General features: G+C 62.9%; 17 protein-coding genes. 8 read left to right on the top strand and 9 right to left on the bottom strand.

Annotated elements, in window-relative coordinates; all coding sequences use genetic code 11:
* Nucleotides 1-197 precede the first annotated feature (197 nt).
* Nucleotides 198-329, top strand: coding sequence for a hypothetical protein (locus tag BV95_RS24700; RefSeq protein ID WP_267880728.1), 132 nt, complete (start codon nucleotides 198-200; stop codon nucleotides 327-329).
* Here the strand turns inward: BV95_RS24700 and BV95_RS00235 are convergent.
* The 6 genes from BV95_RS00235 to BV95_RS00210 all read right to left on the bottom strand — a co-directional run bounded on the left by BV95_RS00235 (nucleotide 323) and on the right by BV95_RS00210 (nucleotide 10651).
* Nucleotides 323-1606 carry a metallophosphoesterase family protein gene (locus BV95_RS00235; RefSeq protein ID WP_037446222.1) on the bottom strand — a complete coding sequence of 428 codons (1284 nt, stop codon included), beginning with the start codon at nucleotides 1604-1606 and terminating at the stop codon, nucleotides 323-325. The genes BV95_RS24700 and BV95_RS00235 overlap by 7 nt on opposite strands.
* Nucleotides 1607-1707: 101 nt before the next feature.
* Nucleotides 1708-3960 carry a TonB-dependent receptor gene (locus BV95_RS00230; RefSeq protein ID WP_234703066.1) on the bottom strand — a complete coding sequence of 751 codons (2253 nt, stop codon included), beginning with the start codon at nucleotides 3958-3960 and terminating at the stop codon, nucleotides 1708-1710.
* Nucleotides 3961-4330: 370 nt separating this feature from the next.
* Complete coding sequence (locus tag BV95_RS00225; protein ID WP_037446220.1) at nucleotides 4331-4825, bottom strand: methylated-DNA--[protein]-cysteine S-methyltransferase; 495 nt, start codon at nucleotides 4823-4825, stop codon at nucleotides 4331-4333.
* A 79-nt stretch (nucleotides 4826-4904) separates the two neighbouring features.
* Entirely contained in the window at nucleotides 4905-6308 is a 1404-nt protein-coding gene (locus BV95_RS00220) for an efflux transporter outer membrane subunit (RefSeq protein WP_037446218.1), read from the bottom strand.
* Between the two features lie 2 nt (nucleotides 6309-6310).
* Nucleotides 6311-9484 carry an efflux RND transporter permease subunit gene (locus tag BV95_RS00215; protein WP_037446216.1) on the bottom strand — a complete coding sequence of 1058 codons (3174 nt, stop codon included), beginning with the start codon at nucleotides 9482-9484 and terminating at the stop codon, nucleotides 6311-6313.
* A gap of 3 nt (nucleotides 9485-9487) precedes the next feature.
* Nucleotides 9488-10651: an efflux RND transporter periplasmic adaptor subunit gene (locus BV95_RS00210; RefSeq protein WP_037446429.1), complete on the bottom strand. Its 1164-nt coding sequence runs from the start codon at nucleotides 10649-10651 to the stop codon at nucleotides 9488-9490.
* A gap of 117 nt (nucleotides 10652-10768) precedes the next feature.
* Here BV95_RS00210 and BV95_RS00205 point away from each other — a divergent pair, with 117 nt between their 5' ends.
* The gene (locus tag BV95_RS00205) at nucleotides 10769-11356 is read left to right on the top strand and encodes a TetR/AcrR family transcriptional regulator (protein ID WP_037446214.1); all 588 of its coding nucleotides are present in this window, start codon (nucleotides 10769-10771) and stop codon (nucleotides 11354-11356) included.
* Nucleotides 11357-11475: 119 nt separating this feature from the next.
* Nucleotides 11476-11640: a hypothetical protein gene (locus BV95_RS24195; RefSeq protein ID WP_169804642.1), complete on the top strand. Its 165-nt coding sequence runs from the start codon at nucleotides 11476-11478 to the stop codon at nucleotides 11638-11640.
* Between the two features lie 6 nt (nucleotides 11641-11646).
* Here the strand turns inward: BV95_RS24195 and BV95_RS00200 are convergent, their stop codons facing one another.
* The 3 genes from BV95_RS00200 to BV95_RS00190 form a co-directional block, all read right to left on the bottom strand.
* Nucleotides 11647-14538, bottom strand: a complete 2892-nt coding sequence (locus tag BV95_RS00200) for a M16 family metallopeptidase (RefSeq protein WP_037446212.1) — start codon at nucleotides 14536-14538, stop codon at nucleotides 11647-11649.
* Between the two features lie 196 nt (nucleotides 14539-14734).
* Nucleotides 14735-16117 carry a DEAD/DEAH box helicase gene (locus BV95_RS00195; protein WP_037446210.1) on the bottom strand — a complete coding sequence of 461 codons (1383 nt, stop codon included), beginning with the start codon at nucleotides 16115-16117 and terminating at the stop codon, nucleotides 14735-14737.
* A gap of 283 nt (nucleotides 16118-16400) precedes the next feature.
* The gene (locus BV95_RS00190; RefSeq protein WP_037446209.1) at nucleotides 16401-16871 is read right to left on the bottom strand and encodes a pyridoxamine 5'-phosphate oxidase family protein; all 471 of its coding nucleotides are present in this window, start codon (nucleotides 16869-16871) and stop codon (nucleotides 16401-16403) included.
* A gap of 116 nt (nucleotides 16872-16987) precedes the next feature.
* Between BV95_RS00190 and BV95_RS00185 the strand changes: the two genes are divergently transcribed.
* From BV95_RS00185 to BV95_RS00165, 5 genes are all read left to right on the top strand, one after another.
* On the top strand, nucleotides 16988-17560 hold the full coding sequence (locus tag BV95_RS00185; RefSeq protein WP_037446207.1) for a NifU family protein: 573 nt from the start codon (nucleotides 16988-16990) through the stop codon (nucleotides 17558-17560).
* Between the two features lie 87 nt (nucleotides 17561-17647).
* Complete coding sequence (tsaB, locus tag BV95_RS00180) at nucleotides 17648-18274, top strand: tRNA (adenosine(37)-N6)-threonylcarbamoyltransferase complex dimerization subunit type 1 TsaB (RefSeq protein WP_037446205.1); 627 nt, start codon at nucleotides 17648-17650, stop codon at nucleotides 18272-18274.
* Nucleotides 18271-18750 (top strand): GNAT family N-acetyltransferase, encoded by a 480-nt coding sequence (locus BV95_RS00175; protein WP_037446203.1) that lies wholly within the window; start codon nucleotides 18271-18273, stop codon nucleotides 18748-18750. The genes tsaB and BV95_RS00175 overlap by 4 nt, the downstream gene beginning before the upstream one ends.
* A 112-nt stretch (nucleotides 18751-18862) precedes the next feature.
* Complete coding sequence (locus BV95_RS00170; RefSeq protein WP_007685024.1) at nucleotides 18863-19288, top strand: Ros/MucR family transcriptional regulator; 426 nt, start codon at nucleotides 18863-18865, stop codon at nucleotides 19286-19288.
* A 122-nt stretch (nucleotides 19289-19410) separates the two neighbouring features.
* On the top strand, nucleotides 19411-19833 hold the full coding sequence (locus tag BV95_RS00165; RefSeq protein ID WP_013847009.1) for a Fur family transcriptional regulator: 423 nt from the start codon (nucleotides 19411-19413) through the stop codon (nucleotides 19831-19833).
* Nucleotide 19834: the final 1 nt, after the last annotated feature.

Here is a 19834-nt window from a genome sequence, read left to right as displayed (position 1 = left end):
TCCGAGTGCCTGACGCACCCCGCGACGTGGCGGCGGGCGCAGGGGTCCCAACTTGTTTAATCTGATCCACTTTTCTCTCCCGGCGCCATAGGCGCTGATGTCGCGGGCGGTTTGTTCCGGCGGCGTCCATCGAAACTGGCTTCACATTCGGTTACGGCTTCCGATTTTCTTCCATGAAGGGAGCGGACATGCCTTCCATGACTATCGGGGCGCGCGCCTTCGACCGGCTCGCCAGCATGCCGTCGGAGGGGCAGCTCGCCCGCACCCTTGCCATCGTATCGAAGCTCAGGCCGGACAATGAAGCGCCCGACCCCCATGGCGGTTACTGACGCTTGCCGCTGGGCTTGCCCCGCACGGGGGCGAACCGGGCATGGAAATCGTCGAGATCCAGCGCGAACTCGTCTGACGCGATGAACTCCTCATCCGTCGCGGTCGGCTTTTCCTTTTCCTTGTAGAATGCCGAATAGGTCGGCAACTTGGAAGCCGTGCTCTTATAATAAGTGGAAATGGTCTTCACCTGCACGCTGGCCTTCGGACCCGACAGGTCGAATTGCATCAGCCGCATCCATCCGTCGCCTATCGTTTCGCGCTCATTGGCGCGGGCGGGCGCGGCGGTCACGAAAGTCTGCCGGCGCCCCTGATAGTCGGACAACACCTGATAGACCTTGTGGCCGAATTTGTTGAGGTCAACGCGATGGGCCTGCCCATATTGGTGGCCGCTCAGCATCAGGAAAATCTGGTCGTGCTGCGACAGGAACTTGTCCCAGACATCCTGCGGATTGTTATGGACCGGATCGACCGCCTTGAAATCGACCGCGGGATTCTCCCGCCTTTCGCCTGCGCGGTTGAGGAAGCTGTGCGTGCTGATGATCGTGGGCAGACCCGGATAGCGCTTGATCACGCCCTCCGCCCATTTCAGCACCGCGTCGGACGGCGCCATCTCAAACCCGATATGCAGGAAACGGTATCCGCCCGCATCGAAGACCTGCGCGCTGTCCGCGCCGCCATTATAGCTGGAGACATACCAGGACTTCTTCTTGAAGAAGGACGTGTCCGAGCCGAATATAGACGTCCAGTTCTTAAGCCCGCCATAAGCGAGCATGCCGTTGGGCAAGCCCCCCGCCCCCTCCGGCCAGCGTGAATCGGCCCAGTTCGAGTCATAATCGTGATTGCCGGGCACCACCGAGAAAGGCAATTTCCCCGAAATCATCTGATATCCGCGGCGCGCCGTCGGCATTTCAACCGTAAGCACGCGAGAATCCGGATAAATTTGCGGAAGCTCGGTCAGGAATGTCTTGATATGCTTGTACCCCTTCGCAGCATATTCAGGGGTCATGCGCTGGCTGGCATGTTGCCAGACATCGCCGAGCGCGGTTGCGAAGGCGATGTCGCCGCCCTGCGATTCCGCATTTTCCGCGATATAGCGCATCTGATCGAAGAAGAGTTCCCGCGCATCGAACGGGAAACCTTCTTCGGTCTGATGGCGATAGTCGGTATAATATTGAGTGTCGGGAATGACCGCGATCGTGAATTTGCCGTCCTCGGCCTGCGCAGCCGATGCGCCGACAACGGCAAGCAACAAAAGCAATATGCGTTTGATCGACATTATTCGGCCTTCCCAAGGCGTCCTCCAAGCCGCCCGGGGAGATGAATACCGGACGGCTTGGAAGACATTATTAAACCATATTCCAGGAAGCGAAGCGCGCTTTAGAATTCATACCGCACGCCGCCGCCGAAGAGCCGCGGCGATCCAACCAGGCGCTGCGCCAGGTTGCGGTCGAGCGCGTAGACTTCGTCCGTAAGGTTGCGAACAAAGGCGTATACCGACCAGCCGGCATCCGACGACAGTTCCCCGCGCAATCCGAACAATGCATATGTCGGAACCCTGGAGGTCGCGACGTTGTTCAGACGCTTGAATTCGGCGCTCTTGTAACGAACATCGAATGTCGTCTTGAACTCCAGCCCCCCGCCGAGCTGAAGATTGTGGACCAGTGACGCGTTCGCGGTGCGATGCGGCGCGGCAGGCAGATCATTGCCCAGATTCGCGGCGACCTGTGCAGCCGTTCCCTGGAATTCGGTGATCCGGCTGTCGAGCAGCGTGCCGCCCGCTTCCAGACGAAGGCTATGCAGGTCATTGTCGAACAGCTTGACCCCGACCTGCAAATCGACGCCGTAGAGGATCGATTTGCCGACGTTGACGCGGATGTTCGGCGTATTGGGCGCAAGGATCGTGAAAGCCTGCAATTCCGACAGATCGTAATAGAAGCCGTCGACCGAGGCGAAGAAGCCGCTGTCGGTCGAAACCTTCAACCCTGCTTCATAGGCCTTGACGTTTTCTGGCTTCAGCGGCAGCGCCTCGACCGCGCTGAAGATCGACGATCCGTCGAAACCGCCCGCCTTGTAGCCGGTGCCGTAGGACACATAGACCTTGACCTCTTCAATCGGCTTGTAAGCCAGGGTCAGGCGGCCCGAAACGTTGTTGTCGTGCGCCCGGTTGTCGAAGAATACGGGCACTGCGGGAAAGCGGGTGGCGCCCTGCGTGATGCCGTAGGGATTGAGATCGATCGTCGATCCGGCGAACCGCGCCTTGTCATCCGTATAGCGAAGACCGCCGGTAACAGTGAACTTGTCGGTGATCGGCCAATCGACCTGACCGAAGACCGCGCGGCTTTTGCGCGTCTGCATATAATTGGTTCGAACGCGGGTCGCACCGACATCGGTATAGTCGAGATCCGTCCTGAACTTGACCTTGTCGTTGATCGCATAGAGGCCGACCACCCAGTCGATCGTGCCGATATTGCCCGCCAGACGGGTTTCAAACGACTTCTGCCGCACGCGGTCGTTGAAATCCCAATCGAATACGCGAGCCGGACCGCCGGTGGCGCCCTCCACGAAGCGCTTGCCATATTGGTAGCCGAGGATGGTGGTGAGGGTGATGTCGTCCGTCAGCGGCTGCTCATAGTTAAGCGAACCGCCGTACATCCGGATGTCGCGCATCGGATAACGGGACGAATAGAAGGTGTAGGGATCGTTGTCCGGTTCCAGCCAGCCGTTGTTCGCAATGCCCTGAACGCTGTCCGTGATCTGGTTCTCGCCCTTGTCGCGGCTCATGAAGGCCTTGAGCTTCAACTTGCCGTCGGTGGGCATGTTCCAGAGGAGCGTGCCGCGCAACGCCAGCATGTTGCGGTCACCCCATCCGCTGCGGGCGCCCGGATCGGGGACGACCGGCGTACCCGCGAAGACCCGCGTGCCGGCGAGGTAGCCGGCGCCCTTGCCGTCCATGTAACCGCCGCCCCATTCGCGCAGAACGGCGATGCGAGCCGAGATATCCTGCGTGAGCGCCCCTCCGACAGCAGCCTCTATGCGATAGCGATCGTAGCTGCCGATTTCGCCCGTTACATATCCATCGAGATCCTTGGTAGGATCGCGGGTGAGGACGTTGATCACGCCCGCCGTGCTGTTGCGGCCATAGAGCGTGCCCTGCGGCCCCTTGAGCACTTCGACGCGTTCCACGTCGAAGAAGGGGAGCGAGAGGAAGAGGTTCGACGTCTGATAGACGTCATCGATATGCAGCGCCGCCGAAGAACTGCCGTTCGGACGATAATCGTCGCTGCCGCCCAGGCCGCGGACCGAGATCACCTTGGACGCGCTGCCCCCGAAGTCGGACGTCATGCTGACGCCGGGCGTCTGCTCCACGAGCCCTTCGAAGTCGTTGACGCCGCGCTCCTGAATATAGGTGCCGCTGAAGGCCGAGATCGCAGCCGGAACGTCCGCCAGGCGCGATGCGCGCTTCTGCGCGGTCACGATGATGTTCTGGCCCTCATCCTTTGGAGCCGAAGCCCCCTCCGGAGCGCCCGCCGATTGCGCCTGGGCCGATGCAGCGGCTGCCAGCGCGACCGCAGCCGACGCCGCCGCAAAAACCAGCCTTCCCTGCAAACGAAGCTTTGCCCTTTTATTCATACCCATCTCCCATTCCCCTCTTTTTTGCATCGTCAACCATTTCAGGCCGCGCATATGTCCAGACGGACCCAGCGACCCTGCCGCCTTTATCCGCTAATATATGCCCGACGTCCATCCATAAGATGAACTCTGATATGGTTATAGTTTCATATATCGAAACTGTCAAAGCGATTTCGACGATATATCAAATTAACATAGCATATTGTTAAACGGGCGCCGATCAAGGCGCCGGTTTATGGCTATTGAGGGAGTGGGGAGTTGCCAAACAGGCAGAGCGGCAAGGCCTGGGCGGATGTTCAATCCGGCTCCCATCCGCCGCCCGTTATGGTTTCATGAGGTGAGAGGGTTCGACCGGCCCCGACAGGCCATTTTAATCGGCGGCGAACGATCTTCCCTCAAGCTCAAGCAAATAGCGCTTGGCATTCAAACCGCCCGCAAAGCCGGTGAGCGCGCCGTTGGCGCCCACGACGCGGTGGCAGGGCGCGACGATCGAAATCGGATTGCGTCCGTTCGCCGCCCCTACCGCCCGGCAGGCGGAGGGTTTGCCGATCTGGCGCGCAATATCGGCATAGCTGCGCGTTTCGCCATAGGGAATGGTCAGCAGAGCCGCCCAAACGCGCTTCTGGAAATCCGTGCCCTTGAAATCCAGCGGCAGGTCGAACGCCTGCCGCTGCCCGGCGAAATATTCGCCTAACTGCCGTCCGGCCGCATCGAGCAGGGGATGATCGCTGCTTTCGATTCGCGGCTCCAGCCGAACGCGTCCGGGGGCGTCATCTTCCCACAGGACCGCCGCCAGCCCCCTTTCGCTCGCCAACAGCGTCAGTTCGCCCACGGGCGAGGCCATCGTCCGATATGTGTAATTCATGCTCTATGCTTTCCATCCCATGACAGGGTCAGCATAGAGCATGACAGGCAAAGCGCTTCCCGCCCCTTGCGGTCAAAGATTATCGCAGGCCGCCGCCCATGGCGCGATATAGTTCGACCATGTTCGTCGCCCGCGCAAGGCGAGTCGCGAGCAGGCTTTGCTCCGCGCCGTAGAGCGTGCGCTGCGCGTCCAGCGTGGTCAGGAAAGCATCCACGCCTGCCTTGAACCGCGCTTCGGACAGGCGATAGCCGACCCGTGCCGAATCCCGCAAGGATGTCTGCGCCTCCATCTGCGCCGTCATCGTGCCGCGACGGGCCAGGGCATCGGCCACTTCGCGAAAGCCGGTCTGCACGCTCTTTTCATAGGTCGCGACCATCGCATCGTACGTCGCCCGCGCATAGCGCAGATTGCCCCGATTGCGCCCGAAATCGAAGATTGGCAGGTTGGCCGAGGGGGCGACGGACCAATAGTCGCTGCCCGACTTGAACAGGTTCGAAAGGCCGAGGCTGATCGTCCCGAAAGCCGCCGTCAGCGAGATTTTCGGAAAGAAGGCAGCCCGCGCCGCGCCGATATCGGCATTGGCGGCCAGCAATTGATGTTCCGCCGCCATGATGTCGGGGCGGCGCAGCAAGGCCATGGAGGGCAGGTCGGCGGGCAGGTTGACCAGAGTCACATCCTCTTCCGGCATCGCCGTCGGCAGGTCTTCGACGGGCACGGTTCCGCCCGCCAGCAGATTCAGCGCATTCTGGTCCTGCGCCACCAGCGTCGTCGCCTGGGCGATATCGGATCGCGCCTGATCATAGCTGGTCTGCGCCTGGCGCACCTCCAGTTCCGACGCGATCCCCTTGGCGAAGCGCGCCTTGGTAAGGTCCAGCGTCTGGCCGAAGGCGCTTTCCAGATTGCGGGCGATCTTCAGCCTTTCCTGATCCGCCGCCATGCCGAGCCAGGCGTTGGCCACCTCCGCGACCAAGGCGGTCTGCGCGGCGTTGCGGTTCTCGACCGAGGCGAAATATTGCTCCTGCGCTGCCTTTGTCAGGTTGCGCACCCGCCCGAACAGGTCGATTTCCCAGGCCGAGACGCCCACCGAAGCGGTGTATATGTCCGTCCGCCCCGAAACGCCCTGCTGGGCGAAGGGCTGGTCCTGAAAGGTCGCGCCGCCGTTGACGCCGAGGGTTGGAAAGATATCCGCCCGACGAACCCGATATTGCGCCCGCGCCTGCTCGACATTGGCGAGCGCCACGCGAAGGTCGCGATTATTGGCGAGCGACGTTTCGATCACCCTGACAAGGCGCGGATCGACGAAGAAATCCTTCCAGGCCGTATCCGCCGGAACGATCGCCTGCCCGTCCGCCCCGGCATAGGCCGGCCCTTGCGGGCTGGCATCCGGCACAGGCAGCGCGGGCCGCACATATTTGGGGGCCATGTCGCAGGCGGCGAGCGACAGCGCCAGGGCGGCCGCAGGGAAGAGCTTGATCTTGTCCATGCTTATGCCTCCTGCGGCACGGACGGCGCGCCCTCATGACCGCCTTCACCGCGGCCATGATGTTCGCGGAACAGCCGCTTCACCACGGTGAAGAAGACCGGCACGAAAAAGATGGCGAGTACCGTCGCGGCCAGCATGCCGCCGACCACGGCCGTGCCGATGGCGTTCTGACCGCCCGCGCCCGCTCCGTTCGCCACCGCCAGCGGCAGCACGCCGAAGATGAAGGCGAAGCTGGTCATCAGGATCGGACGCAGACGCAGCTTGCCCGCCTCCAGGGCCGCCTGTGCGGGCGGCAGGCCTTCGCGCATCTTTTCCTCGGCGAATTCCACGATCAGGATCGCGTTCTTGGCCGACACGCCGATGGTCGTGATCAACCCGACCTGAAGGTAGATGTCGTTGTTCAGTCCCACCATCATCGCCGCCAGCACCGCGCCGAACACGCCCAGCGGCACCACCAGCATGACCGCGATCGGCACCGACCAGCTTTCGTAGAGCGCGGCAAGGCACAGGAAGACGATCAGCATCGACAGCGCATAGAGAGGCGCGGCCTGTCCGCCGGAGGTCTTTTCCTCATAGGAAATGCCGTTCCATTCATAGCCGACGCCCGCGGGCAGCTTGGCCGCCATTTCCTCCATCGCCTTCATCGCCTCGCCGGTCGAAACGCCCGGCGCGGGCGCGCCCATGATCTGCATCGACGGCACGCCGTTGAAGCGCTCCAGCTTGGCCGGACCATGGATCCACTCGGTGGTCGCGAAGGAGGAGATTGGCGCCATCACGCCACCGCTGCCCCGCACATGCAACGCGCCAATGGAATCGGGCGCGGTGCGGAAGGGCGCGTCGGCCTGCACATAGACGCGCTTCACCCGGTCGCGGTCTATGAAGTCATTGATGTAACTGCTGCCCATTGCCGTGCTGATCGTGTCGTTGACGTCGGCCTGGGCCACGCCCAGCGCGCCAGCCGCCGCTTGATCGACGTTCAGCTTGATCTGCGGCGTATCCTCCAGGCCGTTGGGACGCACCTGCGCCAGCCGCTTGTCGGTCATCGCCATGCCCAGCAACTGGTTGCGCGCCTCCACCATCTTGTCATGGCCCAGATTGCCCCGGTCCACGAGTTGGAAGTCGAAGCCGGTCGCATTGCCCAATTCCTGCACGGCGGGCGGCACGAAGGCGATCGCCATGCCGGCGGATATCTTGCGGAAGGCGCCATTGGCGCGAAGCGCGATGTCGGACACATTATTATCGGCGCCCTTGCGTTCCGACCAGTCCTTCATCCGGACGAAGACGATGCCGACATTCTGCCCCTGCCCCACGAAACCGAAGCCCGGAATGGTGAAGACGGCGGCGACATTCTTCTTTTCGTCGATCAGATAATGATCGCGCATCCTGGCCAGAGTCCGCTCCGTCTCCTCCAGCGTCGATCCGGTCGGCAGGGAAACCTGGTTGACGATGAAGCCCTGATCCTCGTCGGGCAGGAAACCGCCCGGCAGGCGCAGGAAGATCAGCCCCATGCCGATCACGATCAGCCCGTAGACCAGCATCGTGCGGCCCCAGCGGCGCTCCACCTTTTCCACCGACTTGCCGTAACGGACGACGCTGCGGTCGAAGGTCCGGTTGAACCAGTCGAAGAAGCGGCCGAAACGCGAACCGAAAAAGCCGGTCCAGATATGGCTTTGCCCCCTTGGCCGCAGGATGGTCGCGCAGAGCGCCGGAGTCAGGATCAAGGCCACCAGCACCGACAGCACCATGGCCGAAACGATGGTGATGGAGAATTGGCGGAAGATCACGCCGGTCGACCCGCCGAAGAACGCCATTGGCAGGAACACCGCCGACAACACCAGGCCGATGCCAATCAACGCGCCGCTGATTTCGTCCATCGACTTTTTCGCCGCTTCCCTAGGGCTTAGGCCCTCCTCCTGGATGATGCGCTCGACATTCTCGACCACGACGATGGCGTCGTCGACCAGCAGGCCGATGGCCAGCACCATCCCGAACAGGGTCAGCGTGTTGATGGTGAAACCCGCCGCATAGAGAACTGCGAGCGACCCCAGCAACACCACCGGCACCGCGATGGTCGGGATCAACGTGGCGCGCCAGTTCTGCAGGAAAATGAACATCACCACGAAGACGAGCAGGATCGCCTCGAACAAAGTGCTGATGACCTGTTCCACCGACAGCTTCACGAAGGTCGAATTGTCGACCGGGAAATCATATTTGACCCAGGACGGAAAGGATTTGGACAGTTCGGCGACCCGGCTCTTGACCCCTTCGACAGTGTCCAGCGCATTGGCGCCGGGCGCAAGCTTGATGGCGAAACCGGCGGCGGGATGGCCGTTGAACCTGGCGGCGAAACTGTAGGTGTCCGCGCCCATCTCCACCCTGGCGACATCCGACAGGTAGACGACGGAGCCGTCGCCATTGTCGCGCAATCTGATCTGGCGAAACTCTTCGGGAGTCTTCAGCCGCGACTGCGCCGTCACCGTCGCGTTCAGCGCCTGCCCCTTGGGCGAGGGCGCAGCGCCGATCTGCCCTGCGGAAACCTGCGCATTCTGCGCCCGGATGGCCGATTTCACGTCCCCGGTGGTGATGCCCAGATTGGCCATTTTATAAGGGTCGAGCCAGATGCGCATCGCATATTGCGAGCCGAACAACTGGGTGTCGCCCACGCCGTCGACGCGGCTGATGGGATCCTGGAGCGTGGAGGCGACGAAATCGCCCGCATCCAGTTGATCGTGAATGCCATCCTCCGAATAGACGGCCATGACCATCAGGAAGGTGGAGGACGATTTGGTGACGCGCAGGCCCTGCTGCTGCACTTCCTGGGGCAGGAGCGGGGTTGCCTGGGCCAGCTTGTTCTGCACCTGCACCTGCGCGATGTCGGCGTCGGTGCCCTGTTCGAAGGTCAGGGTGATGGTCAGGTTGCCGGCGGAATCGCTGCTCGACGAAAAATAGCGGAGGCGATCGATGCCCTTTAGCTGCTGCTCGATGATCTGCGTCGTCGTGCTTTCCAGCGTTTGGGCATTCGCACCGGGATAGGAGGTCGTCACCGTCACCGCGGGCGGTGCGATTTCAGGAAATTGCGCGACGGCCAACGACCGCAGCGCCAGCACGCCCGCCAGCATGATGACGATGGCGATGACCCATGCAAAGATGGGCCTGTCGATGAAATAACGGGCCATCGCTTATTTCGCCCCGCCGGCATTGGCCTGGTTGCCGGCCGCCGTCACCTGTTGCGGCGCGCCGGGCTTCACGACCGTTCCGGGGCGCAGGTTGACCAGCCCCTCGACAATCAACCTGTCGCCCGCCTTCAACCCCTTCGTGACGATCCACTTGTCGCCCACGAACCGGTCGGTTTCGACCTGACGCAGTTCGACCTTGTCCCCTGCCCCCACGACCATGGCCGTGGCCCGGCCGCGCGCATCGCGGGAGATGCCCTGCTGCGGCGCCAGGATCGCCTGGCTGCGCCGCCCCTCCACCAGCTTGGCGCGGACATACATGCCCGGCAGCAACAGGCCGTCCGGATTGGCAAAGGTTGCGCGCAGGGTCACCGCGCCCGAACTGGGATCGACCGTCACCTCGGAAAATTGCAGCCGCCCCTCAATGGGATAGACGCTGCCGTTGGGCAGCAGCAACTGCACCCGCGCGCCGTCGGCGGCGCTGACGCCGCCCGCCTGCATCGCCTGTTTGAGGTCGATGATCTGCGCGGCCGACTGGGTCACGTCCACATGCACAACGTCCGTCCGCTGGATCGTAGCCAGTGCAGCGGCCTGCCCCGCCTGCACCAGCGCGCCCGGCGTGAACAGGGAACGGCCGATGCGTCCGGAGATCGGCGCCCTTATGCGCGTGAAGTCCTGATTCACCTGGGCCGCCTGAACCGCTGCCCGCTGCGCCGCGACGTCCGCGTTCGCCTGTTGGGCGGCGGCGGCGGCGTTGTCCGCCTCCTGACGGCTGACCGCATTGATGCCGACCAGATCCTTGTAGCGCTGCGCCTGCAATCCCGTGGCCCGGATCGACGCCTGCGCCCGCGCCAGCGCGCCCTGCGCCTGGCCCAGGGCGGCGCGATAGGGCGCATCCTCAATCTCGTAGAGCAACTGACCGGCCCGCACCAGGGCCCCTTCCGTAAACAGGCGCCGCCGGATGACGCCGCTGATCTGGGGACGGACTTCGGCGGTTTCCACCGCTGCGACGCGGCCGGGAAGTTCCACGACAAGAGGCACCGAGTCCACCGCCACCTTCACCACGCCCACGGCCGGGGGCGGCGGCGCCGGTTGCTGCTGCTGGCCGCAACCGCCCACAACCAGGGCCGACGCACAGGCCAACAGTCCGACGAATATCCCCTTTTGCATCGGCCGGCGCTCCGTCTTCGCATCTATGATCATTTGGAATGAACGTTCATTCCGCTTGCGGCGCAGGTTGGAACATGGCACAATTTGTTCAAGAGTAAAAAAGCCGGGTGAAGATTTTTGATTGCGATGCAGCATGAACAGACGGGCCGGGACCGCATATTGAATGCGGCCCGCGATCTGTTCGCCGCTCATGGGTTTCATCAAAGCGCGATGGCCGAACTGGCCGCCGCGGCCCATGTCTCCGTGGGCCAGATATACCGCCTGTTCAAGGGCAAGGAAGACATTATCGAAGCCATCGTAAAGTACGACATGAGCGAACGCGAGGCGATGATCCTGAACCTGCGGAACCGGCTGGACGCGGGAGAGATCAGCATCGAGCAAACCTTCGAACTGCTGCTGCTGGAAGTCATGGACAGCAAGCACGAAGCCTTGTCCTTCGACATTTTGGCCGAAGCGTTCCGCAACGAACGGGTCGGCGGCACCATCACGGAAATGTGTCAGATCGTGCGCAAGTCGCTGAGCGATTTTGCCTGCGCCGCCAATCCGAACCTTTCGGGCGAAGCGCTGAAAAGCGCCGAGGAGATCATCCTAGCCTGCCTCTTCGGTCTGGCCCATCGCAGCCTGTCGGCGCCGCAGATCAGCGCCGAACGCATGGCGCCGCAGGCCGCCTTCATGATCGTCACCGCTCTCCGCGCCATGCACTGATCGGCACGCCGCGCCTTTCGTCCATCCTGTCGCGTCGCGGCAGGAATATGGGTGCGGTGCGGCAACTTTCCGCCGCGGCCAGGCATTCTCGCTCCCAAATCGTTCCGGGAGGCCAGATAATGATCATCAGCGCGTCGTTCGATCGCAGCTATTTCGAAGCAAGGCTGGATCGCAACCGCAGGCTCGCGGCCCGTTCCCGCAATCCGCAAATCCGCGCTATCCATCTGGAATATGTCCGCCTGTACAGCCAGTTGCTGGAACAGGCGGCCCCTGCCCCCGCCTGACGCCGCCTATCGCGCGGCCACCCCTTCCGGCAGGACCACCGCCGACCAGCTTTTGCCGGGCACCAGATATTTGGCCGCCAGAGCTTGAAGATCGGCCGGAGTAACCGTCAGCATATCCTGCGCCATGGTCTGCATCGCCTGCACATAGCGGGGATCATGGGTCGCCCCTTCCATCTGGTTCATCCAGAACGCGTTTCCGGTGCCGGCGCGCATCAGCAATTGCCGCATCGGAGCGACCGCCCGCTGCAATTCATCCTCGCTGACGGGATTTTTGGCGAGGTCCGCCGCCATATCCTTCACCACGCCGTAAAAATATCCGATGCGATCCGGCCGCACCTGGCTCGTTACCAATATGTAGCCGCCGCTTTCATAGGAAAAGGACCAATTATTCTGGACGCTGGGCGAATAGGCCGCCCCCTCGGTCGATCGCAACTTGTCAAACAGCCGGTCGTTGAAGATTTGCGTCAATATCTCCAATTGCCGCGCCTCCTTGCTCAGCGTAAAGCCGCCTGCCGTCGGCCAGGCCATGACCGCCGCAGCCTGTTCCTTGTCGCCCTTGTGCCGCAGCACGACCGGGGTTTCGACATGGGCGGGGAAACGCATCCGCCTGTTCGCCGCCGGAACCGGATCATCGGAGCGCGGCGGCAAGGCGCCGAAGGTCGACGCGACCGCCGCTATGGCGTCATCCGCCTTCACCTGTCCGAAAATCTGGATTTCGATCGGCCCGGAAGCCAGCAGCGGTTCCCATGTCGCCCGGAAGGCCTGCGGCGTCAGCCCATCGATCTCCGCCCGCGACGGCGTGCGGAAACGGACGTCCTTGTCGCGCAGCAGCCAATTGAGGTCGCGGGCCAGCACGGAGTCCGGCGCCCGCGCCATCGCATCATAGGCGACCCCCGCGCCGGTCTTGACCCGCGCAATCGGCGCAGGATCCCAGCCGGGCGCCGCCAGCTTGGTCGCGAACAGCCGCAACTGGTCCTTATAATCGGCGGGGCGCGTCACCGCCTGCAGTTCGAAGGCGTCGTCGTCGATGGAAAAGTCCATCCCCATGCGCCGCCCGTTGGTCAAATCGTCCAATTCCCGCTGGCCAAGCTTGCCGATCCCGCTCGCCACCAGCGCATAATCCGCCGCCCAGCCCGGCACGGGCCTGGTGGGAGAGAAAGCCTGTTGCCCATGGCCGAAGCGGACGTTGATCCGCACCTTCTCCGTTTCCGCATCATTGGCGAAGAGGGTCAGTTTCACCCCGTTGGAAAAGACGATGCTTTCCATCCCCGGCAGGCCTACCGGGGTGCGCGAAACGACTTTGCCCGGCGCGCCCAGCGTGGGCAGGTCGGCCATGGTCACCACCTTGTCGCCCAGCCGCGCATTGGTCGCCGCCTTGACCGGTGCCGCGACCGCCGCCGCCAGCTTCGCATCGACGCCGGGCAGTATCTTGCCGGTAATCAGATGCGCGCGGAAGACGCCCGCCGAAAACAGCCGCCGGGTCGAATCCAATATCTTCTGCGGGGTCATCGCCGGCTTGCCCGAGCGGAAAATGTCCAGCGCGGCCTGCGGGCTGACCGTAGTTTCGCGGATATCGACCGCGCTCACCAGATCGCTCGCCTGCTTGGCGCCTGCTTCGGTATCGGCATTTTCGACCTGGATCGCCAGCGCCGTGTCCATCTGCGCATATTCGCGGTCGATCTCGATCTGGCTTGGCGGTGCGGCCTTGGCATCCTCTATGATGGCGCGGACATCGGCCAGCGCCCGTTCCCAATTGTCGCCGGTGGGCACGATGGTGACGAAGGTGCCGTCGGCGGATCGGCTGACATCCTGCTGATCCACGCTGGCCTGCAGGAAACTGCCGCCGCCACGCGCCGCCTGCTCCAACCGACGGCTGATGATCTGCAGCGCCAACATGTCGGTCAGCTTGTCCTGATTATAGATGACGGTGTCGGCATGCGGCCTCCACGGCCGCAGCCAGGCCATGGTGAGGCCCGTCGGCGCACCGGGTTCCACCGTCACCTTGGTCGCGGGCGCCTTGGCGTCCGGTTCCCCGAAATCGGGGAGCGGCGCGCCCTTTCCAGCCACGGTCCAGGGCGCGAAATGATCCTTGATCAACTGTTCGGCCATGGCCGGATCGATATCGCCCGCAATCGAGATCACGGCATTTTCCGGCCGATACCAGCGCTGATGAAACGCCTCCATCTTCGTCGCCGTCACTGCATTGAGCGTCGCCACCGTGCCGATCGGGCTGTGGTCGGCCAGCGGCTGGCCAGCAAAGAAGTGGCTGCGCGTGGCATCGGAGATTCGCATCTGCGGCCCGTCGCCCTCCCGCTTTTCCGCCAGCACCACGGCGCGCTCGGCATTGACGGCGCTGTCCACGATGTTCGGATCGATCATCATGCCCGCCAGGATTTTCAGGCTCTCCCCCAGGCTGGTCTGGGTCGCCTGCGGCAGATCGAGCGCATAGGTGGTGCCGGTGGGCGTGGTCTGCGCATTGCTGTCGCTGCCGAAGGTGACGCCCAGCCGCTGCCAGATGCGCTTGGACTCGCCGTCGGGCACATGGCGGGAGCCGCGGAAGGTCAGATGCTCCATGAAATGGGCGTAACCCAGTTCGTCGGGCTGCTCCATCAGCGAGCCGGCGTCGATCCGCAGCCTTACCGAAACCTGCCCCGGCGGCACCCCGTTGCGGCGGATGGCATAGCGCAGGCCGTTGGACAATTCGCCAAAGCGCCAGGCCGGATCGATCGGCACATCGCTATTCTCATAGAGCCAGGGCCTGACCTGCGCCTTGGTCGAACCCGGCGTTGCGGGGGCGACCGTCGGGTCCGTCCTCGCACCGAGAGGCGCGGATATTCCCGAAAGCAGCAAGGCGAGAACGGACAGCGAAGCGGCGGAACGCCGGAAGGAAAAGCTCATGGCCGCGCAGCCTAAAGAGATTTTCCTGAATGGCCACTGACAAAGAGCGGGGGACGCGGCGATCTCAACATGGCGTGTTCCTGCGAAGGCAGGAACCCAGTTCAAATGGTAGAAACGCAATCAGACGGCGGGACTGGGCTCCTGCCTTCGCAGGAGCACAAAGCCTGTCACTTCAACCAAGCGCGTTCGGATCAGCTCACCGCCCGCCGGTCTTTTGCACTGCGCCCTTATGCGCGCCAACGCTGCTCCCACCGCGGCGGCGGCGGAAATTCTTCTTTGCAGGCGCTGCTTCGCCATCGGGGCGATGCGCGCGTTCGGCATTGCCGCGCTGCTGCTTCTGCTGGTCCTGATAACGGCGCTGGCCATCGGCGCGCCGCGCCTTCTGCTCCGGCGTCTGCTCGCGGCCCTTGCGCTGCGGCGCCGCCTTGGGAAGATTGCGTACCGCCTCCACGAAATTCTCCGGCAGCGGCACGACGTCCAGCTTCACCTTGGTCGTGCGTTCGATGGCCTTCAGATAGGGTCGCTCATCGTCCGCCACGAAGCTGATCGCGATACCCTCGGCCCCAGCACGCGCGGTGCGGCCGATGCGGTGGACATATTGTTCCGGCACGTTGGGCAGTTCGAAATTGATGACGTGAGACACGCCCGAAACGTCGATCCCCCGCGCCGCGATGTCGGTCGCCACCAGCAGTTTCACATGGCCGTGGCGGAATGCCTGGAGCGCGGTGGTCCGCTGCGCCTGGCTCTTGTTGCCGTGGATCGCGACGGCCTGAATCCCCGCCCCCTCCAGAAAGCGCACGACGCGGTCAGCGCCATGCTTGGTCCGGGTGAAGATCAAGGCGCGGTCGATATCCTCGTTCCTGATCGTCAGGTTCAGCAGCGCCTGCTTTTCCATCTGGTTGACGAAGGTCGCCTGCTGGCGCACCCGTTCCGCCGTGGTCGACTGGGGCGCGACACTGACCTTCACCGGATCGTGCAGGAACTGGGCGGCCAGCGCCTCGATCTCTGACGGCATGGTGGCGGAAAAGAAGAGGTTCTGCCTTTCCTTCGGCAGCAGCTTGGCGATGCGCTTCAGGGGGTGGATGAAGCCCATGTCCATCATCTGATCGGCTTCGTCGAGGACGAAGATTTCCGTGTCCTTGATGGTGAAGGCGCGCTGGTCGATCAGGTCGAGCAGGCGGCCCGGCGTGGCGACGACGATGTCGACGCCGCGTCCCAGCGCCCGGATCTGCCGGTTGATCGGTACGCCGCCGAACACCACTTCGACCGACAGCTTCAGGAAGCGGCCATAATCGCGGAAGCTCTGCGCGATCTGAGCGGCCAGTTCGCGGGTCGGGGACAGCACCAGCATCCGGCAGCCCTGGAGCAGCGTCGGCTTGGGATTGCGGGCGAAATGGTCAAGGCTGGGCAGCGCGAAGGCCGCCGTCTTGCCCGTGCCGGTCTGCGCGATGCCGCACAGATCCTTGCCCTTGAGCAGCATCGGGATGGCCTGCGCCTGGATGGGCGTGGGCGAACCATATTTCTTGGCGGCGAGCGCCTTCAGGATCGGCTCGGCAAGGCCAAGGTCGGTAAATTGCATGAATGATAACTCACAATCGGCCCCGGCGTCATCCGGCATGGCCGGGACGCAAGGCGGGTTACGAAACGACCCGCGTGAAAAGGGAAGCCTCAAAGCTTGGCGCAGACTTTCATTGGCCGGCCCCGATGCCTGTCCGGCCGGAGCGATCACGCTGCCAATCGCTGATGGGGCAAATGAAGCCCGTCTGCTGCGCTGCAGCGCATATGGCGGGAATGCCGGGGAAAATCAAGATAGTTCGTCATCCCGGCGAGCGCCGGGATGACGGTCCGCCTGTCCCAGTGATTTAAAGCGTTACTTCCACATGCTTGCCGCGCATCTCATCGCGGACATCACCGCCGAACATCTGCCGGAACATGCCACCCAGCGACATGTCTGCCCGCCAGATTTCCGCCCTGCCCAAGTCGAAACGCAACATCAGCAGATGGGGGTCCTGCCTCCCGCCCGGATACCAGCTCGCCACCTCATGGGTCCAATAGCGATCAATCACTGCCGGGTCCGTCTCCTCCACCAGCGTGCCGTCGATGCAAGCGAAGAGGAAATGCCCCTTGGCGACGAACTGCGCCATAGCGGGGCCGCCAGCCGCCAAACGGTTTTCCCGCGTCGTATAGAACCAGAAACAATGGTTGGCGCCGGGATCGAGTTGGGCGGTCATCGGCATGCTATGGTCATGGGAACCCTGCAAGCCGATCATCACAAACGGGCTTTGCGACAGCTCTGACCAGAAACGATGGCGGATGTCGGACTCGTTGTTCATCTTCTCTCTCCATTCGATCTTTCACAGGGACTCAATCGACGGCATCAAGCGAAGTTCCGACACGCAATTTAGCACGAAAGCTTGATCTTGCGCACTCTTCTCTCCACATAGCGCGCATGTTGATAGAGACCGAAGCGACGCCCAATCCGGCCACCGTCAAATTCCTTCCCGGCCGCGTGGTCATGGGAATGGGCACCCGCGATTTCGCCACGCCCGAAGAGGCGGAAGCTTCCCCCCTCGCCGATGCGCTGTTCGGCCTGGGCGACGTGACGGGCGTGTTCTTCGGCGGCGATTTCATCTCCGTGACCATCGCGCCGGGCGCGCAGTGGAACGACGTGAAGCCCGACATACTCTCGATCTTGCTGGAGCATTTTTCGGCCAATATGCCTCTATTTGCGCCGGGTTCCGCCGGGGACATCTTCGTGCCGGAAGAGGAGGAATTCGCCGACGATCCCGAAGACGCGGAAATCGTCTCGCAAATCCGCGAACTGATCGACACCCGCGTCCGTCCAGCGGTGGCGAACGATGGCGGCGACATCGTCTATCGCGGCTTCGACAAGGGCACGGTCTATCTCAGGATGCAGGGCGCCTGTTCGGGCTGCCCATCGTCCACCGCGACGTTGAAAAACGGCATAGAGCAGTTGCTTAAACATTATGTCCCCGAAGTGACCGAGGTTCGCGCCGTCTGAAGGCCGGGACCAATTGGCAAACCCGCGCCGATCGACTAACCGCTGATTTACGCATCGCATCGGGCGGGCGGTCCACAGGGGTTTTCTTTGCGCATATTGGTCATCGATACCGCGACGCAGGCGCTGTCCGTGGCGCTGCTCGATGACGGCGCGCTGGTGGGCCATTTTCACGAAATCGTCGGACGCGGCCATGCCGAGGCGCTGTTGCCCGCCATCACCGCCCTGCCCCACGGCGGCAAGGCGGATGCGATCGCCGTCGATGTGGGGCCTGGCAGCTTCACCGGCGTCCGCATCGGCATAGCCGCCGCCCGCGCATTGGCGCTTGCCTGGAACGTCCCCCTGCACGGCTATGGCGCGCTGAACCTGATCGCGGCCAGGGCGGCGGCGGAACATCGCGATGGAGAGGTGGTCGCCACCATCACCGGCGGCCATGGCGAATTGTTCTGGCAGACATTCTCCACTGACGGGCTTTACCCGCTGACCCAGCCCGCCTCCACGCCGATCGCCGCGCTGGCGGAGCGGCTTGCCCATGCGCAGTTTTACGGCACAGGCGCCGAAGCACTGGTGACGGCGCGCGGTCATGGCGCGGCCATCAGCCTTTATCCCGACGCCGCCGACTATCCGCTGATCGCCGGACTTCCGCCGCTTCCCCCCTCACCCATCTACTGTCGCGACGCCGATGCGCGGCCGATGGCGGACCGGGCGCCGTCATGATCCCCGGCCTCGTCCTCGATACCTATGAAGAAGGCGAGCGCAACGCGATGAGCGACGCCATGGATGTGATGGTCCGCGCCTTCGATCCCGCCTTCGGGGAGGCATGGACGCTGCCCCAGCTTGCGGGGGTGATGACGATGCCCGGCACATGGCTGACCATCGCCCGCGTCGATGCCGCTCCGCTGGGATTCGCCCTGGTCCGCTCGGTTCTCGACGAATGCGAACTGCTGTTGCTGGCGGTCAGTCCACTCTGGCGCGGCCGGGGCATCGGGGAAGCCCTGCTGCTCGACAGCCTCGGCACGGCGCGCAGGCGGGGCATTACGTCGATGAATCTGGAAGTCCGCGCATCCAATACGGCAATAAGCCTATATGAAAAAACCGGGTTCGAATATGTACACCGTCGCCCCGGTTACTATCGCGGCATCGACGGACAACTTCATGATGCGCTTAGCTTTCGTATCGATATGCTTAGATGACTTAAATCAGCCCTTGCAAAAAAGAAACCACGGGTATAGCTGACCCATACCGCTCCTGAAATGATTTTCCTAGGGCGGGTCGCGCAATCAATAGCCTTCGCAGGGAAAAGAAATGGAAATCGAATCAGCGCAGAGCGAATTGCTCATTACTTTGACGTCGGACATTGTCGCGGCCCATGTCTCGAACAACAGCGTCGCCGTCTCGGACGTATCTACACTGATCCAGAATGTGCACGCCGCGCTTTCCGGTCTGGCCACGCCGGCCGCCGCGCCGGAAGTGAAGCCGGAACCTGCCGTTTCGGTCCGATCCTCGATCAAGCCGGACTACATCATCTGCCTGGAAGACGGCAAGAAGCTGAAGATGCTGAAGCGCCACCTGATGACTCATTATCAGATGACGCCGGAAGATTATCGGGCGAAGTGGGGCCTGCCGGCCGATTATCCAATGGTCGCCCCCAACTATGCCGAACAGCGCCGCAGCCTGGCGAAGAAGATCGGCCTTGGCACCAAGCGCCGTCGCGTCCGCGCGCCCAAATAAGCGCTCGCCCAGCACGTAAAAGTCCATGCAAGGGGTGCGCCTACCGCGCGCCCCTTTTATACTGGGATAAAAGCCGCTAGGCTCTTCTCAGACTTACGCACATTTCAGCCAAGTGAGCCTGCATGAACCGCAAGATCGACGTCGAAGCCCTTTGCCATGAAAAGGGTCTGCGCATCACCGAACAGCGCCGCGTCATCGCCCAGGTATTGAGCGACGCCACCGATCATCCGGATGTGGAGGAGTTGCACAGGCGCTCGGCCGCGATCGATCCGGGCATTTCCATCGCCACCGTCTACCGCACCGTCCGCCTGTTCGAGGAAGCGGGCATATTGGATCGTCATGATTTCGGCGACGGCCGCGCCCGCTATGAAGCGGCGCCCGAGTCCCATCACGACCATCTAATCGATGTCGAAACCGGCAATGTGATCGAATTTGTCGACCCCGAGCTGGAACAGTTGCAAAAGCAGATCGCGGAAAAGCTGGGCTTCCGTCTGGTCGACCATCGGATGGAATTGTACGGCGTCGCGCTCGACCGCAAGAACTGAG

The organism is Sphingobium chlorophenolicum, assembly GCF_000722875.1.
In the GTDB taxonomy this organism is placed as follows: domain Bacteria; phylum Pseudomonadota; class Alphaproteobacteria; order Sphingomonadales; family Sphingomonadaceae; genus Sphingobium; species Sphingobium chlorophenolicum.
The sequence above is the reverse complement of the archived record's forward strand: the minus strand, read 5'-3'. Positions and strand labels throughout refer to the sequence as shown.

Bases quoted from the DNA above. Each gene is read 5' to 3' on its own strand.
- BV95_RS24700 (WP_267880728.1), top strand. From the start codon at position 198: ATGACTATCGGGGCGCGCGCCTTCGACCGGCTCGCCAGCATGCCGTCG.
- BV95_RS00235 (WP_037446222.1), bottom strand. From the start codon at position 1,606: ATGTCGATCAAACGCATATTGCTTTTGTTGCTTGCCGTTGTCGGCGCA.
- BV95_RS00230 (WP_234703066.1), bottom strand. From the start codon at position 3,960: ATGAATAAAAGGGCAAAGCTTCGTTTGCAGGGAAGGCTGGTTTTTGCG.
- BV95_RS00225 (WP_037446220.1), bottom strand. From the start codon at position 4,825: ATGAATTACACATATCGGACGATGGCCTCGCCCGTGGGCGAACTGACG.
- BV95_RS00220 (WP_037446218.1), bottom strand. From the start codon at position 6,308: ATGGACAAGATCAAGCTCTTCCCTGCGGCCGCCCTGGCGCTGTCGCTC.
- BV95_RS00215 (WP_037446216.1), bottom strand. From the start codon at position 9,484: ATGGCCCGTTATTTCATCGACAGGCCCATCTTTGCATGGGTCATCGCC.
- BV95_RS00210 (WP_037446429.1), bottom strand. From the start codon at position 10,651: ATGCAAAAGGGGATATTCGTCGGACTGTTGGCCTGTGCGTCGGCCCTG.
- BV95_RS24195 (WP_169804642.1), top strand. From the start codon at position 11,476: ATGATCATCAGCGCGTCGTTCGATCGCAGCTATTTCGAAGCAAGGCTG.
- BV95_RS00200 (WP_037446212.1), bottom strand. From the start codon at position 14,538: ATGAGCTTTTCCTTCCGGCGTTCCGCCGCTTCGCTGTCCGTTCTCGCC.
- BV95_RS00195 (WP_037446210.1), bottom strand. From the start codon at position 16,117: ATGCAATTTACCGACCTTGGCCTTGCCGAGCCGATCCTGAAGGCGCTC.
- BV95_RS00190 (WP_037446209.1), bottom strand. From the start codon at position 16,871: ATGAACAACGAGTCCGACATCCGCCATCGTTTCTGGTCAGAGCTGTCG.
- BV95_RS00185 (WP_037446207.1), top strand. From the start codon at position 16,988: ATGTTGATAGAGACCGAAGCGACGCCCAATCCGGCCACCGTCAAATTC.
- BV95_RS00175 (WP_037446203.1), top strand. From the start codon at position 18,271: ATGATCCCCGGCCTCGTCCTCGATACCTATGAAGAAGGCGAGCGCAAC.
- BV95_RS00170 (WP_007685024.1), top strand. From the start codon at position 18,863: ATGGAAATCGAATCAGCGCAGAGCGAATTGCTCATTACTTTGACGTCG.
- BV95_RS00165 (WP_013847009.1), top strand. From the start codon at position 19,411: ATGAACCGCAAGATCGACGTCGAAGCCCTTTGCCATGAAAAGGGTCTG.